The organism is Bradyrhizobium sp. HKCCYLRH1034, assembly GCF_051168375.1.
GTDB lineage: Bacteria > Pseudomonadota > Alphaproteobacteria > Rhizobiales > Xanthobacteraceae > Bradyrhizobium.
Genome location: NZ_JBNPUW010000012.1, coordinates 1 through 15,038, shown reverse-complemented (window position 1 = coordinate 15,038; position 15,038 = coordinate 1). Strand labels below are relative to the sequence as shown.

13 protein-coding genes are annotated in these 15,038 nt (G+C 66.2%); 3 read left to right on the top strand and 10 right to left on the bottom strand.

The window, feature by feature from the left end; genetic code table 11:
- Positions 1–17 precede the first annotated feature (17 nt).
- From ACQR0W_RS25230 to ACQR0W_RS25195, 8 genes are all read right to left on the bottom strand, one after another.
- Positions 18–1,058, bottom strand: coding sequence for a 2-hydroxyacid dehydrogenase (locus tag ACQR0W_RS25230; protein WP_315718348.1), 1,041 nt, complete (start codon positions 1,056–1,058; stop codon positions 18–20).
- Positions 1,051–2,631, bottom strand: a complete 1,581-nt coding sequence (locus ACQR0W_RS25225; RefSeq protein WP_316171459.1) for an FGGY-family carbohydrate kinase — start codon at positions 2,629–2,631, stop codon at positions 1,051–1,053. Before ACQR0W_RS25225 ends, ACQR0W_RS25230 begins: the two co-directional genes overlap by 8 nt.
- Positions 2,632–2,633: 2 nt before the next feature.
- Positions 2,634–3,743 carry an ABC transporter ATP-binding protein gene (locus tag ACQR0W_RS25220; protein WP_315718400.1) on the bottom strand — a complete coding sequence of 370 codons (1,110 nt, stop codon included), beginning with the start codon at positions 3,741–3,743 and terminating at the stop codon, positions 2,634–2,636.
- A 15-nt stretch (positions 3,744–3,758) separates the two neighbouring features.
- Positions 3,759–4,862 carry an ABC transporter ATP-binding protein gene (locus ACQR0W_RS25215; protein WP_315718346.1) on the bottom strand — a complete coding sequence of 368 codons (1,104 nt, stop codon included), beginning with the start codon at positions 4,860–4,862 and terminating at the stop codon, positions 3,759–3,761.
- A 6-nt stretch (positions 4,863–4,868) separates the two neighbouring features.
- On the bottom strand, positions 4,869–5,726 hold the full coding sequence (locus tag ACQR0W_RS25210) for a carbohydrate ABC transporter permease (protein WP_315718345.1): 858 nt from the start codon (positions 5,724–5,726) through the stop codon (positions 4,869–4,871).
- 12 nt (positions 5,727–5,738) lie between these two features.
- Positions 5,739–6,665 (bottom strand): carbohydrate ABC transporter permease, encoded by a 927-nt coding sequence (locus tag ACQR0W_RS25205; RefSeq protein WP_315753025.1) that lies wholly within the window; start codon positions 6,663–6,665, stop codon positions 5,739–5,741.
- A 102-nt stretch (positions 6,666–6,767) separates the two neighbouring features.
- On the bottom strand, positions 6,768–8,207 hold the full coding sequence (locus ACQR0W_RS25200) for an extracellular solute-binding protein (RefSeq protein WP_315753013.1): 1,440 nt from the start codon (positions 8,205–8,207) through the stop codon (positions 6,768–6,770).
- A 38-nt stretch (positions 8,208–8,245) separates the two neighbouring features.
- Positions 8,246–9,235, bottom strand: coding sequence for a sugar-binding transcriptional regulator (locus tag ACQR0W_RS25195; protein ID WP_315718398.1), 990 nt, complete (start codon positions 9,233–9,235; stop codon positions 8,246–8,248).
- Positions 9,236–9,415: 180 nt separating this feature from the next.
- Here ACQR0W_RS25195 and ACQR0W_RS25190 point away from each other — a divergent pair, with 180 nt between their 5' ends.
- Genes ACQR0W_RS25190 through ACQR0W_RS25180 form a run of 3 tightly spaced genes read left to right on the top strand, consistent with a single transcriptional unit; the run spans position 9,416 to position 12,605 of the window.
- On the top strand, positions 9,416–10,690 hold the full coding sequence (locus tag ACQR0W_RS25190; RefSeq protein ID WP_315827289.1) for an FGGY-family carbohydrate kinase: 1,275 nt from the start codon (positions 9,416–9,418) through the stop codon (positions 10,688–10,690).
- Entirely contained in the window at positions 10,687–11,556 is an 870-nt protein-coding gene (locus ACQR0W_RS25185) for a TIGR01459 family HAD-type hydrolase (protein WP_316171460.1), read from the top strand. The genes ACQR0W_RS25190 and ACQR0W_RS25185 overlap by 4 nt, the downstream gene beginning before the upstream one ends.
- Before the next feature lie 14 nt (positions 11,557–11,570).
- A complete protein-coding gene (locus tag ACQR0W_RS25180) occupies positions 11,571–12,605 on the top strand; it encodes a class II aldolase/adducin family protein (protein ID WP_316171461.1) in 1,035 nt (344 codons plus the stop codon).
- 12 nt (positions 12,606–12,617) lie between these two features.
- On the opposite strand, the gene ACQR0W_RS25175 is transcribed toward ACQR0W_RS25180, so the two are convergent.
- Together ACQR0W_RS25175 and ACQR0W_RS25170 are read right to left on the bottom strand one after the other, a co-directional pair.
- Positions 12,618–14,474 carry a tetratricopeptide repeat-containing glycosyltransferase family protein gene (locus ACQR0W_RS25175; RefSeq protein ID WP_316187324.1) on the bottom strand — a complete coding sequence of 619 codons (1,857 nt, stop codon included), beginning with the start codon at positions 14,472–14,474 and terminating at the stop codon, positions 12,618–12,620.
- A 109-nt stretch (positions 14,475–14,583) separates the two neighbouring features.
- The gene (locus ACQR0W_RS25170; protein WP_316235461.1) at positions 14,584–14,793 is read right to left on the bottom strand and encodes a hypothetical protein; all 210 of its coding nucleotides are present in this window, start codon (positions 14,791–14,793) and stop codon (positions 14,584–14,586) included.
- Positions 14,794–15,038 lie beyond the last annotated feature (245 nt).

The window sequence follows — 15,038 nt, the reverse complement described above, 5'->3', positions numbered from 1 at the left end:
TCGAAAACCTTTCGTCGTCAGCAGGGATTGAGCGGCGGCTCGCCGGCCAGATAGCGGCGAACCTCTTCGGCCGCCTGGTCGGCGGCAAAGGTGACGGTGCGCACGGATGCGCCGGCGATGTGCGGCGTCAGCGTGACATTCGGGAGCTGCAACAGCGGCCAGTCCGGCGGCACCGGCTCGACCGCAAAGGTGTCGAGCATCGCGCCGGCCAACCGTCCCGAGCTGAGCACCTCGAACAGCGCCTTGTAGTCGACCAGCGGACCGCGCGCGGTGTTGATCAGGATCGCCCCCGGCTTGATCTTCGCCAGCGCCTCGCGATCGATGAAGCCGGTGGTCTCCGGCGTCACGCGGGCATGCAGGCTGATGACGTCGGCGCGCGCCAGAAGATCGGCAAGCGCGACGTGCTCGACACCGTCGTTGCGGTCCTGTGCGCTGAGCTGGACGTAAGGGTCGGTCACCAGGATCCTGCAGCCGAACGCCTTGAGCAGCTTCACGACGCGCGTGCCGATCGCGCCATAGCCGACGATGCCGACGGTCATCTCCCCGAGCTCGCGTCCGGTCCGGTCGGCGCGATAAAGATCGCCGCGCCACTCCCCGCCCCGCATCGACTCGTGACCGCTCCTGATCAGACGGGTCTCCGCGAGCATCGCGCCGATGGTGAACTCCGCCACCGCGCTGGCATTTCGTCCGGGCGTGTTGACGACCAGCACGCCATGATCGCGCGCCGCCTGCATGTCGACATTGACCGGACCGCCGCGCGACACCGCGATGAACTTGAGCCTTGGCAGCCGCTGCAGCATCGCGCGCGAGATCGGCGCGAGATGCGTCACCAGCAGCGGCGCTTCGCCGATGAATTCGGCGAGCTCATCCGGATCGCCCATGAACTCCTTGAGACCATCGAGCTTGGAGCCGGCATAGCCGTGCTCCATCGGCTCGTCCGGCCAGGGCTGTTCGAGCATGCGGATGTCGACGCCGTCGCCGCAGATGGCGGTGATGCGTTCGGCGAACACCGAGGGCAGCATGAAGCGGTCGCCGATGATGGCGATGGAGCTAGACATGATTGGCTCCTGCACGCTGGGCCGCAAGCTGCTTCCACACCGGCCGAGCCGCGAGGCGAGCCTCGACATAGGCCGGGAACAGCTGCGCATAGCGCTCCGCCAGCGCCGCATCCGGCGCCTGCGGCTCATCCAGATACGGTCTCACCCATTCCTCCGCGCAGATCATCATGTCCGGGTAGAGCCCGGTCGCGACCGTGGCGATCATCGCCGCCCCCGACGCGCCGGCTTCCTCGCGACGGCAGACTCGAATCGTGCTGCCGAGTGCCGCGCCAAGAATCGCGCCGAGCGCGCGGCTGCGTGCCGCGCCTCCGGTCAGGCGAATTTCCGTCGGCAGCGGTCCCATCGCCGCGTAGCAGTCGCGTGCGGCGAAGGCCAGTCCCTCCATCACGGCGCGCATCAGATCCCAGTAGCCGTGACGGGTGCGCAGGCCGACCAGTTGCGCAGACGCCTCGTGGGACACGAATGGTCCGCGCTCGCCAGCATCCGAGATGAAGGGATGATAGAGCAGCTCGCCCGCCTTCGCCGCGAGCACGCGCTCGTCCAGCCGCCGGATCAGATCATTGCGCGACCGGGCGATGCCTTCCATGGCGAGCACGCCTCGCGCGACATCGAGCAACCAGTCGATGTTCAAGGTCGCAGCCATGGTCGACTGCATCTGGGCATAGTGGTCCGGCACCGGGAACGGCATCGTATAGCCGGTCGCCTCGGCATTCAGCTTGACCGCGTCGGCGCTGTTCGCCAGCCGCATGTGCATGCCGGTCGAGCCGATGATCGTGCAGCCGACGTCGGGTGTGGGATCATATAGCCCACCACCGAGCGCATTGCAGATCACGTCGACATAGCCGAGCGACACCGGCACGCCCTCGGGCAAGCCCGTCTCCGCCGCGGCCGCCGCGGTCAAGCCATGCGTCGTCGTGACACCATCGACGACATCTGGAAACAGGCGCGCGGAACCAGCGATGCCGATGAGACGCGCCGCCTCGCCGTCGAAACCGCGCTTGCGAAAGTCGCCGCAGGAGAACGTCGCCTCGGACGGGTCCGTGGCCCGCTCGCCGGTCAGCTTGAAGTAGAGCCAGTCCTTGCAGTGGAACGCCGTACCCGCGCGTCCCAGCATCTCTGCGTCATGCGCCTGCAGCCAGGCCAGTTGCGCCCCCTGCTGGCAAGCGTTGAGCCCCGATCCGGTGCGCTGATAGTGCGCGGCATTGCGCTCGCCGCCGCGGAAGGCTTCGACGAACCCTGCCGCGCGCGAGTCGAGCCACAGCAGCGCGGGCGCGACGGGATGGCCGTCCGCATCGATCAGCCAGGTGCCGTCGCCCTGCCCGGTCACGGCGATCGCGGCGACGCGACGGAACAGATCCGGCAGCGTGCCGCCCAGGCCGCGCAAGGCCGCGACGGTGTCGGTCCAGGTCCGCGCCATGTCCTGCTCGACGCGGCCGCCCGGCAACGTCGCGTAGCTGTTGGGAATCGCGAAATCCCCGAGCTGGCGTCCGTCCCGCGCAAACGCCACCGCCTTGATCACCGAGGTCCCGGCGTCGATGCCGATGATCACGTCGCGGATCGCAGCCGAGGTCATGTTCAGCGTGCCTCCGCGTGGCGGACGCAAACGCCGTCGGCGCCGAAAATATGGAGATGGCGTGACTCCAGCGCGCAGGGCACGACGTCGCCCGGTCGCGCCGCGACCTTGCTGGATGTCACGCCAACCAGCAGATGACCGGCGCACTCGCCCGCAATATGCGACTGATCGCCGAGCCACTGGTTGGAGACCACGCGCAGCCTCGCCTCGCCGCTGCCGATCGCGATCCGCTGCGGCCGGATGCCGACCTTGATCCGATCGGCCCGCACCAGCGTCTGCTGTCCCGCCGCGTCCAACGTCTGCCCGGGAATGTGAAAGGCAACATCGGAGCCCACAGACAGGCGGAACCCGCCTTCCTCCTGCGTCACCACAGCCTCCATCAGGTTCATCGGCGGCTCGCCAATGAAGCTCGCGACGAACAGATTGGCCGGGCGGTTCTTCAGCTCCCGCTCGCTGGCGAACTGCTGAAGCACGCCGTCTTCCATGACGGCGATGCGATCGGCAAGTGCGCTCGCCTCGGTCTGGTCATGGGTGACGAAGATCGCCGTCATGCCGCGCTCGGCGAGCAGACCCTTGATGCGGCCGCGCAGCACGGCACGCAGCTGCGGCTCCAGTTGACCCATCGGCTCGTCGAGCAGATAGAGGTCGGCATCACGCACCAGCGCTCGGGCCAGCGACACCCGCTGCTGCTGTCCGCCGGAAAGCGCGTGGGGATGATGATCGAGAATGTCCTCTATCTCCACCAGGCGGGCAATGCTGACAACGCGTTGCGCAATCTCGGCGCGCGACAATTGCCGCGCCTTCAGCGCGAACGCAATGTTCTCACGCACCGTGAGCGGCGGGTACAACGAATAGCCTTCGAACGCCATCGCCACCTTGCGCTTCGCCGGCGCCAGATCATGGATCGTCCGCTGCGCCAGCGCGATCGACCCCGAACTCACGCTCTCGAAGCCGGCGATCATGCGCAGCGTCGAGGTCTTGCCGCAGCCGGAAGAGCCGAGCAGCGCGACGATCTCGCCGGCCTTCACCTCCATATCGAGCGCGCGCACGGCATGAACCGGCGGCTTGCCCCGGCTGTGATAGACCTTGTCGACGTTGCGGATTTCGAGCATGCCCATCCCCGATCCTCACGCCGCCTGCCGCCGCGGCGCCAGGCCGATGCGCTCGCCCGTGGCGTGGTCGAACAGCAGCGCCGCTTCCGGCGCGAACCGTACGAACACGTCCTCGTCGGCATGCGCCTCCAGCGCCTCGGGCGCCTGCGCCGCCAGCCACTCCGATCCGTCGGCGAAGCGCAGCAGCACCACGGCGCGCTCGTGGATCGGCGTGACCGCGACGATCCGCGCCGGGATCACACCCTCGCCGCCATCACGCGTCACCACGACATCGTCGGGCCGGACGCCAAGCCAGCAACGCTCACGCATATTGGACGGCACGCCGTCCGCATCGAGCCGGATCAGCGTCCCGGCAACAGATGCGGTCAGCCGCCCCTGCTCCGCCACCGGCGTGACCTCGGCAAGATTGATGCTGGGATCGCCGAACAGCCGGGCCACGGCGACCGACGCCGGCCGCGCATAGATCTCCTCCGGACGCGCCACCTGCACCAGGCGGCCATTGATCAGCACGGCAATGCGATCGGCGATCGCCATCGCCTCACGATAATCCTGCGTCACGTAAAGCACCGCCGCAGAGCTCCTGCGCAGCAGGCTCGGCAGCTCCAACCGCATCTCATAGCGCAGCTTGGCATCGACGTTGCGCAAGGGATCGTCGAGCAACAGCACCCCGGGATTGCCGATCAGCGCGCGCGCCAGCGCGGTGCGCTGCTTCTGGCCGTTGGACAGTTCACGAGGCTTGTGGCCGAGCACGTGCTCGATCTTCAACAGCCGGCTCATTGCCGCAACCTTGGCCGCAATGTCGGCCGCGCCCGTCGCGCGCAGCCCGCTGGCGATGTTGTCGCGCGCGCTCATGTGCGGAAACAGGGCAAAATTCTGGAACGCCATGCCGATGCCGCGCTGCTCCGGCGGCGCGTCGACGATCGAGCGGCCGCCGACCAGGATGTCGCCGCCGTCAGGCTCGAACATGCCGGCAATCATCCGCAGCAGCACGGTCTTGCCGCTGCCGGACGGGCCGAACACCGCGACGATCTCGCCGGGCTCGACCGTCAGCGACACGCCCTTGGCGCAGCTTGCGGCGCCGAAGCTCTTGTCGACCGATTGGAGTTCGAGACGCGCCATGTATCCTCAACCCTTCACTGCACCGAGCGAGAGACCTTCGACCAGATAGCGCTGCGCATAGAGCGCGAGCAGCAATGTCGGGGTGACCGACAGCACGATCGCGGCGGCGATCTGGCCGTATTGGATACCGGACGCCGTCACGAAGGCCAATGCGCCGACCGTTACCGGCTGCTTGTCGGCCGAGGCCAGGATCAGCGCAAAGACGAAGTTGTTCCAGCAGAAGATGAAGGACAGCAGGCCCGCCGCGGCGATGCCGGGCCCGGCCAGCGGCACGGCAATGCGGGTGAACGCCTCGCGCCAGGAATGCCCCGCGAGCCGGTAGGCGTGCTCGATGTCCGGACTGATGTCCTCGAAATAGCCGCGCACGATCCACAGGATCAGCGGCAGCGCGATCAGCTGGTAGACCCAGACGATGCCAAAATAGGTGTCGTTGAGGCCAAGCTGCTGGTAGTACAGCGACAGCGGAAGCAGCACCAGGAGCGGCGGCGCGAAGCGGAACGACAGCAGCGTGAAGGCGATGGTCTCGCCGAGCCGGAACTTGAAACGCGCGAACGCATAGGCCGCGGGGACGCCGAGCAGCAGCGCCAGGATCACCGACGCGCTCGACAGCACGAAGCTGTTCATCAGATTGCGCATGAAGGTGAGCTGCAGATTGCCGGCGGCGGTCTTGAGCTGGCCCGAGATCAGCGCCTCATAATTGGCGAACGTCGGCTCGAACAGGATGCGCGGCGGGATGCGCAGGATCTGCTCATTGGTCTGGAACGACATCAGGAGGATCCAGACGATCGGAAACATGAAGAACAGAAGCACCAACGCAAGCGCGATGCCACGGAAGATGCGCCCTGCCAGACTGGAGTGATCCATGATGTCTCTCCCTCAGGCGTGACCGTGGGCGCGCGCGCGCAGCCGCAACCAGTTCTTGATGAAGATGTTCGACAGGATGTTGGTGATCAGCCACAGGATCATCAGCAGCGCCGCCGAGCGTCCGACATTGGTGTACTGGAAGAACTCGAGATACGCCTGCACCTGGAACACCATCAGCCGGTCCCCTGGCCCGCCTTGCGTCATCGCATAGACGATGTCGAACTGCTGGATCGAATCGAGCAGCCGGAACAGCGAGGCGGTGATGATGTAGGGCGCGAGCATCGGCAGGGTGATGCGGAAGAACACGAAGCTCGCCGGCACGCCGTCGAGCGCCGCCGCCTCGAACGGCTGCCGCGGCAGCGAGCGCAGACCAGCCAGGAGCAGGATCATGATGAACGGCGTGTAGACCCAGACGTCGACCAGGACGACGGTGAACAGCGCGGTCGACGGATCGGATGCCCATTTGAAGTCGTGCACGCCGAGCAGCCCGACCAGATAGGACAGGATGCCGAAGCTCGGATTGGTCATCAGCTTCCACATCAGCGCGGCGATCGCCGGCGCCGTCATCAGCGGCAGCAGCAGCATGATCGAGACGGCGTTGTGGAAGCGCGTGGGACGTCGCAGCAGCAGCGCGATGCCGAGGCCGAGCAGCAGCTCGGCGATGACGGTCACCGCGGTATAGACCAGCGAGATGCGCAGCGTGTTCCAGAACGCCGGATCGGACAGGAAGTCGATATAGTTGTCGATGCCGATGAAGCCGCGCAGATACGGCAGATTGAGCCGGTAGCGCTGCAATGAATAGACCGCAGCGGTCACGAACGGCACCAGGATGGCGATGCAGACCAGCAGCGCCGGCAGGCTCAGCAGATACGGCAGCAGCCGGCCGCGCCAGCGTTTCGTGCGGCGCGGCGTCGCCTTGGTCTCGACAAGTTGGGCCATGCTCATGACAGGCGTGATCACATCAGCGCGGGATGGGGCCGACCCGGACGCTTGTGGGGAGCATCCGGGCCGGCAGGCGGTCATGGGAGATGCGGCGCGGCCTCAGCCGAGGCCGGCCTGCTTCAGCTGACGGTTGATGCTCTCGGCAAGCTTGTCGAGGCCCTCATCGACGCTGATCTCCTTGGCCACCATCTTCTGCAGCGAGGCCGCCCACTCCGTCGTGAGGTCGAAGAACAGCGGCTGCGCCGTGAAGTAAATCTTCGCACCTGGTGCCGACAGGTCATGCTGCTCGAGATAGCCAGGATAGGACTTGGCGATGCGGTCGCGGAATTCGCCGTCCTTCCACACGGAAGCGCGGACCGGATTGACGAAATCCATCTTGCGGGCACCGAACAGATCGTGCTCGACGGAGGCCGCCCACTGCATGAAGGTCCAGGCCGCATCCTTCTGCTTGGAGAAGCTCGACATCGCCAGCGACCAGATCCAGACGTTCGGCGTCGGTGCCTTCGCGGCCGGATTGGCCGCGAACGGCGCGTAGCCGAGATTGCCGCGCTCCTTGTTCTCGCCGCCGTTCATGAAGTAGCCGAGAATGTCGGCGTCGAAGATCATGCCGGAGGCGCCGGCGCCGAGGTCCGTGCCGACCTGATACCAGGTGTAGGTCGACCAGTTCTTCGGACCCGCCCCCTGGATCATCTTGACCCATTTCTCGTGGAAGTCCTTGGAGGCCTTGGTGTTCATCGCGGCCTTCAGCTTGCCGCCTTCCATCACGAAATCCTTCTGGCCGAAATTGGCGTAGGCCGAGAGGAAGCCCGGATGGATGGTCGCCCACGAGCGCGAACCGCGCACGCCGACGCCATAGGGGCCGCCAGCGTCCTTGGTGATCTTGGCCGCGACCTCCAGCATGTCGTCGAGATTGGTGGGCGGCTTGACGCCGACCTTGTCGAAGATCTTGCGGTTATAGGTGATGTTGTTGAGCTCGTAGCCCCACGGGATGCACCACTGCTTGGCCTTGCCGGAGCCGAGCTCGGAGCCAGCGACGCCGTCCCAGGCGGTGGAGGAGCGCAGGCCCGGCAGCACATCGTCCCAGGCGAACGCCGGATTGGTCTTGGCCGGATCCTTGATGTAGGCGTTGAGGTCCTCGATCCAGCCGGCCGGACCGTAGGTCCAGGTCATGTAGGCGCCGGTCATGAAGGCGTCGTACTGATCGGACTTCGACGACAGCGCCGCCGTCACCTTGTCGAAATAGACGTCCTCGGGGAAGATGTCGTAGGTGACGTTCATGCCGGTGAGGCTCTTGAACGCCTCGATGTCGCCGATCATCGCATCGACGTAAGGATGCTTGTTCAAGAGCAGCTTGACCGTCTTGCCGCTATGGGCCTTCCAGTTGAAGTCAGCGGCCATCGCCTTCGACATCGCCGAGGCAAAGGCGGCATTGGCGGCGACACCGGCGATGCCGAGCTTGGCAGCGCCGTCGAGCAGATCACGCCGGCTGATGCGCTTGCCGGCATAGGCCGCAAAGAGATTCTTCTCACGATCGTACATTCAACCCTCCCTTTGTTTTTTGTAGAAACGTGTTCGCGTTACCTGCCCTTCCGACTCTTGTTCTTGGAGTTGCCGGATGTTTTCTCCGGCTTGTCGGTCGCCAATGCCTGAGCGGTTACCTCATCGATGATGAGACCGTTCAGGAAGCCGCTGCGCAGCACCGCGCGCAGGGCCGTGATCTTTGCCTCGCCGCCGCCGATGGCGACGATGCGGTGTTTCTTCAGATCGGCAGCGGCCATCGAGGTGGCGCGCGCCGAAAGATCGAGATCGAGCAGTTCGCCCTGGGCGTTGAAGAAATGCCCGAGCAGATCGGCGCAGGCGCCGGCGCGCTTCAGCTCGACGACCTCGTCCGGCTTGATCATGCCGCTCGACACCAGGAAGCCGTCGGCATGGATCTGGCCGATGCCGACGAACAGCAGCGACGCCCGCTGCGCCAGCGCGAACACGTCCGATATGCCGAATTGCTGCATCAGCACGCGGCGGTCGGCGACGGAGTTGGCGAACACCGGCACCGGCAGCAGATAGGCTTCGGCGCCGGTGCGCTCGGCCAGGCGATGGATCACATCGAACGGGTTGGCGGCGAATTTGCGCGTCAGGCCGCCGAGCAGCGACACGAACTGCACGTCGCGCGCCGGCGTCTGCGGCAGTTGCGCCACCACCGCCGCAAGCGTGCGACCGTGGCCGACGCCGATGATCTTGTCGTCGCCGCGCTCCAGCACCTGGCGCAGGAAGCTCGCACCCTCCAGCGCGAGGGCCTTCAGTGGCAGATCGCCCTCGCCGAGATCCGGCGCAACACGGCAGAAGTCGAGCCCGTAGCGTTCGGCCAGCGCGTTCTCGAGTGCGACGCATTCGGCGACGGGACCCTCGACGAAGACACGGATCATACCCTCGCGGCTGGCCCGCGCGATCAGGCGATGCGCCTTGGTGCTCTGGATGTTGAGGCGGTCGGCGACCTCCGACTGCGTCAGCCCGGCCGCGAAATACAGCCAGGCGGCGCGCGTCGCGAGCGAGGCCTCGCCGTCCACCATGGGCGCCCTGTCGGAAGCTGTCGTCACGCCTGAATGCCTGCTTGCAAAATTCTTCACACCTTGCAAAAAATTGCAGACGCCGGTCCGGCCGTCAATCCCCCAAACGTGCTGCAGCGCGTCAGGGATGACGCGCCGGGCGAGCACAGCCATGCTCGCCGGCACGCAACGGGATGAGGTCGCATGACGGAATTGTTTGTCGGCATCGACGTGGGCACGAGCGGTGTGCGCGCCTGCGCCGTCGATATCAGCGGCGAGATCAAGGGCGCAGCCGCCGTTCCGCTGGTCGCGCCGCGTCAGGACGGCAACGCCATCGACCAGGATCCTGAGCTGTGGTGGCAGGCGACGGTCGCGGCGCTCGACAAGCTCGGCAGGATCGTCGATCTCGGCGCCGTCGCGCGCATCGCGGTCGACGGCACCTCCGGCACCTTGCTGCTGATCGACGCCGACGGGCGGCCCCGCTCGCTCGGCCTGATGTACAATGATGCCCGCGCCGTCGACGAGGCCAGGCGCATCGCCGCAATCGCGCCGCCCGAGAGCGGTGCGCATGGCACGAGCGGCCCGCTCGCCAAGCTGCTGCATCTGCTCGCCTCCACGAGCGGCGCGCGACAAGCCGTGCACCAGGCCGACTGGATCGCCGGACGCCTCGCCGGCCATCACGGCGTCAGCGATGAGAACAACGCCCTGAAGCTTGGCTATGACCCCGTCAGGCGCGAATGGCCGCGCTGGATGGATCAGCTCGGCGTTCCTCGCGACGTCCTGCCGAGCGTTCTCGTGCCGGGCACGCCATTCGCCGATATCGATCCGTCGACCGCGCGCGCGCTCGGTCTGTCGCCGTCGGCGCGCATCGTCGCCGGCACCACCGACGGCGTCGCCGCCTTCATCGCCACCGGCGCCGATGCGCCGGGCGATGCGGTGACATCGCTCGGCACCACGCTGGTGGTGAAGCTGATCGCGACGCAGCCGATCTTCGCCGCCGATCAGGGCGTGTACTCGCATCGCCTCGGCGACAAATGGCTCGCCGGCGGCGCATCGAACTCCGGTGGCGCCGCACTGCTTGCGCATTTCACCGCCGCCGACATGGACCGCATGGCACCGTTGCTCCGCCCCGACGAGCCGACCGGGCTCGACTACTATCCGCTGCCCAAACCCGGCGAACGTTTTCCGATCGCAGATCCCGCGCTGGCGCCGCGGATCGCGCCGCGGCCGGTCGAGGATCATCGCTTCTACCAGGCGCTGCTCGAAGGAATTGCCGGCGTGGAAGCGCTGGCCTATCAGCGTCTTCACGCGCTCGGCGCACCGGCGCTGCGGCGGGTGATCAGCATCGGCGGCGGCGCCCGAAATGATGCCTGGACCGATATCCGCCGGCGCATCGTCGGCGTGCCCGTCAGCGTCGCCGCGCAGACCGAAGCGAGCTACGGCACAGCGCTGCTGGCGCTGCAGGGACCGCCGCGATGACGGCGGCGGCGTGCGAGATCAGCGGCCTGTCCGCCATTGCCGACCGGTTCGATCACGTCCTGCTCGACCAATGGGGCACGTTGCATGACGGCAGAACGGTGCTTCCCGCCGCGCATGACTGCGTCCTCAGGCTGCGCGAGGCCGGCAAGCACATCCTGGTGCTGTCGAACTCCGGCAAGCGCGCGAGCGCCAATGCCGAGCGCCTCGCCCGGCTCGGCCTGTCGCGCTCGACCTATGACGGCATTCTCACCTCGGGCGAGGTGACTTGGACCGGCCTGCGCGACCGCACCCGCGAACCCTTCACCGATTGTGGCAATGCCTGCTTCCTGATCACCCGGGGCGGCGATTGCTCGCTGATCGACGGGCTCGACCTCGTCCTCGTGACGGATATGCGTGACGCCGACTTCATCCTGCTCGGCGGCCTCGATGACGACCTCGCCGAGCCCGACCTCTGGCGCGATCGATTCACCGGCGCGGCCGCGCGGGGCGTGCCGATGATCTGCGCCAATCCCGACCTGATGATGTTCGGTGCGGCTGGCCTCGTGCCGGCGCCCGGCACGCTGGCGCGCGCCTATGAGTGGCTCGGCGGCCCGGTGAGCTTCGTCGGCAAGCCGCATGCGCCGATCTTCGCGGCGGCGCTGGAGCAGCTCGGCGATCCGGACCCGCACCGCGTGCTGATGATCGGCGACTCACTCGACCATGACGTCGCCGGCGCCCGCGCCGCAGGCCTGCAGAGCCTGCTGCTCGGCGATGGCGTGCATCGCACGACGCTGGCCGGTGCGCCCGACCTCGCTGCGGCAACGCGCAAGCTCGCAGCTTCGCCCGGCCGCATGCCGAATTGGACGATGCAGCACCTGGTGTGGTGAGAAGGAGACGCGAAATGCGCGAGCCTGCCGAGCTTGATGATTTGCGCCGAATGTCGGCGCGGGTCGGCCGCAACATCGAGCTGGTGCAAGGCGCCGGCGGCAACTCCTCGCTCAAGCAGGATGATGTGCTGTGGGTGAAGGCGTCCGGCACCTGGCTGGCCGACGCCGATGCGAAGGACATCTTCGTGCCTGTTCTCCTGCCTGCGGCGCGCGGTGCGCTCGCCGCTGATGACGAGCGCATTCCGCTGGCCGCTCCGGGCCCCCTGCGCGCCTCGATCGAGACCGCGCTGCATGCGCTGCTGCCGCACCGGGTCGTGCTGCACGTGCATGCCGTCAACACCATCGCCTGGGCGGCGCGGCGCGATGCGCGCGATGAATTTGCGGCGCGGCTGGACGGGCTCGCCTGGCGCCATCTCGACTACTTTCATCCCGGACTGCCGCTGGCGCGCGCAGTGAGCACCATCGTCGCGCGCGACTGCATCGACGTGCTGATCCTCGGCAATCACGGCCTCGTCGTTGGTGCCGAAAGCTGCGATCAGGCCGAGGCGCTGGTCCATGACGTCGAGCGCAGGCTGGCGCTGCCGGTGCGCCCGGCGCCCGCTGCCGACGCCGCGGCCTTGCGCCGTCTGTGCGCCGGCACCGCCTATCGCCTGCCGCACGATGCTGGTAGCCACGGCATCGCCACCGATCCGTTCAGCCGCGCCATCGCGACCGGCGGCTCGTTGTATCCGGACCACGTCGTGTTTCTCGGCCCGGGCCTGCCGACGATCGAGAGCGCCGGCGGCCTCGCCACGCTGCTCGCACGGGCGGACGCGAGCCGCCTGCCCGCGCCCGTCGCGGCCCTCGCGCCGGGTCTCGGCGCCATCATCCGCAGCGACGCCAGCCCGGGCGCCGAGGCCATGCTGAGCTGCCTCGCGCTCGTGACCAGCCGCCTGCCGTTATCGGCCGATATCGGCTATCTCTCGTCTCAGCACGAGCAGTTGCTGCTCAACTGGGACGCCGAACGTTACCGGCAGCAGCTGACGGCAAGCCGCCAGCCGTCGAATTGAAGCGGCGACGGATCACGCGATCGCATCGCTCGAGACCGGCGGGGACGGCGCCCTCGCCCCAACCAGTTCGTGAAGCGCATCTCCGACCTGATCGATGACTTCGCCCCAATCGCGCCTTTCGCGCTGACGGAACAGGCGCATGCGCGGATACCAGACGCTGTCGTCACGATCGAGCAGCCAGCGATAGTCCGGCGTGTACGACAGAAGCGTCCAGGTCGGACAGCCAAGCGCGCCGGCGAGATGAGCGACACTGGTATCGACCGTGATCACGAGATCCAGACATGAGATCAGCGCGGCGGTATCGGCGAAATCGGCAAGTTGACCCGTCAGGTCCACGATCCCGCTCGTCTCCTGGAGCACGGCCTTGTCTTCGGCCTTCGGCTCCTTCTGCAGGCTGACAAACGCCGCATCCGCGCCGAGCAGGCGGGACAACGTGCGCAACGGGATGGAGCGATTGTGGTCGTCGAGATGATTGGGGTTGCCTGACCAGACCAGGCCGACGCGCAATTTCTCGGGCGTGCCAAGGCGCTCCTGCCAGAGTTGGATCCGATCCGGATCAGGCGCCGGCAAATAGGACGCCGGCGCTGGAATCGTGGCCAGTGTCGTCCGAAAGACAAACGGCAGGCTCATGATCGGACAATGGGCATCCACCCCCGCAAGGTCGGCGGCCTCCGAGACCGGAATACATTGCGAAATGCCCGGCATGTTTGACAACAGTGGAAGCAACGGCTTTTGAACGGCAAGGATGACGCGCGCGCCCAACGCTACGACCATCGGCACGTAGCGGACAAACTGGATCGTATCGCCCAGTCCTTCATCGGCGGCGATGACGATGGTTTGTCCCGCGATGCCATCCTGGCCGAGCCACATGGGTTGCCGGAAGCGCGGATAAGAGCTCGGCAGGCTCCAACGGGCCTCCCGGCCAGACCAGCCCGCGTCGAGATTTCCCAACAACAGGTTCAAATGAGCCGTTCCAAGATCGGCCAGCGCGTCTCTCGGATCGGCCCCCTTCAACTGCCTGTAGATCTCGAACGCCTCGTCGAACCGACGGAGCTTCGTCAGCACGGAGGCCTTGTCGTGCAGCGCATCCCTTGAACCCGGCTGCAGAGCCAGGGCTCGCTCGAACCAATCCAACGCGTCCTCGTCTCGGCACATCGTCCGCAACACGATGCCGGTCTTGACGCAGATGTCGGAGTTTTCCGGTTCGATGGCGTGAGCTCGCTGGCAGATCGTCAGGGCCTCGTCGAAGCGCTTCAAGCCGTTCAGAAGCGCGCCACGCATCAAGAGTGTCGGGACATGGTTGGGCCGCAAGACGTCGCTCAGATCGAGATAGGTAAGCGCGTCGTCGATCCGCCCCAGCCGTTGAAGCGTGATGCCGCACTGGTTGGCGGCATCCCAATGCCTGGAATTCAGCTCCAACACACGTTGGAAGCTCGACACGGCGTCGGCGAGCTGCTGCAGGTTGATGAGGGCATTCCCCCTCAGCATCCACAGATCGGCGCTTTCGAGACCGAGCGCCGTCGCCTTGTCGACGACCTTCAGCACCTCATCCGAGCGTCCCAAGACCTGCAGCACCGTGCCAAGACTCAGGAAGTACTGCGGCTGAACATCCTGCTGGAGCGCGCGGGATACCCACTGCAATGCAGCTCCATACTGCTGCCCCTGCAGGGCAAGGATGCCCAGCAAGTTGAGGGTCGGCGCATGCCCTCCGTCGATCGCAAGCGCCATATGGCAACACCGTTCGGCATCCGCATGTCGGCCATTGGCGACATCGCGCAGAGCAGCGTCATAGAAGAGCGCGGCCCCATCGGGCTTGACAGATTGGAGCTTCACTTTAGCGGGTGAAGCTCGGCGCTCGCGACGGTTCATTGCTGCATATGGTCCGGGTTGCGTCGTTAAAGTAGTTGATTCTCATTCAGGCTGACAGCCGCAATTCTATCTCCGGCTGTAGCGACGGCCGCGCTGATTCCGCCTGCATTCACCGCGATAAAAAGAACGGAAGATAACCATCCGATGACCACGGCGCGGGCAAACTCAAATTCACTGCAACCATGCCGAGCACGACCGAACCAGCGTACGCGAACGGACTGATTTCCTGAGCCCCCTCAACGGCGTCACTCATGTCCAGTCCTGCCGAGAAAGATAAATTTTCTTCTCTTTTACCGAATTCACGATTGTCTGTTCTCATCCCGCCTCGCCATGAGGAGCGCTTCGTCACGACGTGCGGGCGGATGGTGACGATGACCCGTCCGTGACGGGGGCAAACAAGCCGGTCCCCGGCGAGAGCACGTATATGCCGCCCAACCATCGCGCGGGGAATGCCGGGAGGCGGGCTCAAGCGGTGGTCGCAACACCGAGTGTTTTCATTCGTGACAGCAGCTCGTCAAGCGCTTCTGCTGGAGTTTTCCATCCTAGCGTCTTTCTCGGTCGGGA

Bases quoted from the DNA above. Each gene is read 5' to 3' on its own strand.
- ACQR0W_RS25230 (WP_315718348.1), bottom strand. From the start codon at position 1,058: ATGTCTAGCTCCATCGCCATCATCGGCGACCGCTTCATGCTGCCCTCG.
- ACQR0W_RS25190 (WP_315827289.1), top strand. From the start codon at position 9,416: ATGACGGAATTGTTTGTCGGCATCGACGTGGGCACGAGCGGTGTGCGC.
- ACQR0W_RS25170 (WP_316235461.1), bottom strand. From the start codon at position 14,793: ATGAGAACAGACAATCGTGAATTCGGTAAAAGAGAAGAAAATTTATCT.
- ACQR0W_RS25175 (WP_316187324.1), bottom strand. From the start codon at position 14,474: ATGAACCGTCGCGAGCGCCGAGCTTCACCCGCTAAAGTGAAGCTCCAA.
- ACQR0W_RS25225 (WP_316171459.1), bottom strand. From the start codon at position 2,631: ATGACCTCGGCTGCGATCCGCGACGTGATCATCGGCATCGACGCCGGG.
- ACQR0W_RS25220 (WP_315718400.1), bottom strand. From the start codon at position 3,743: ATGCTCGAAATCCGCAACGTCGACAAGGTCTATCACAGCCGGGGCAAG.
- ACQR0W_RS25215 (WP_315718346.1), bottom strand. From the start codon at position 4,862: ATGGCGCGTCTCGAACTCCAATCGGTCGACAAGAGCTTCGGCGCCGCA.
- ACQR0W_RS25195 (WP_315718398.1), bottom strand. From the start codon at position 9,235: ATGGTGGACGGCGAGGCCTCGCTCGCGACGCGCGCCGCCTGGCTGTAT.
- ACQR0W_RS25200 (WP_315753013.1), bottom strand. From the start codon at position 8,207: ATGTACGATCGTGAGAAGAATCTCTTTGCGGCCTATGCCGGCAAGCGC.
- ACQR0W_RS25205 (WP_315753025.1), bottom strand. From the start codon at position 6,665: ATGGCCCAACTTGTCGAGACCAAGGCGACGCCGCGCCGCACGAAACGC.
- ACQR0W_RS25180 (WP_316171461.1), top strand. From the start codon at position 11,571: ATGCGCGAGCCTGCCGAGCTTGATGATTTGCGCCGAATGTCGGCGCGG.
- ACQR0W_RS25210 (WP_315718345.1), bottom strand. From the start codon at position 5,726: ATGGATCACTCCAGTCTGGCAGGGCGCATCTTCCGTGGCATCGCGCTT.
- ACQR0W_RS25185 (WP_316171460.1), top strand. From the start codon at position 10,687: ATGACGGCGGCGGCGTGCGAGATCAGCGGCCTGTCCGCCATTGCCGAC.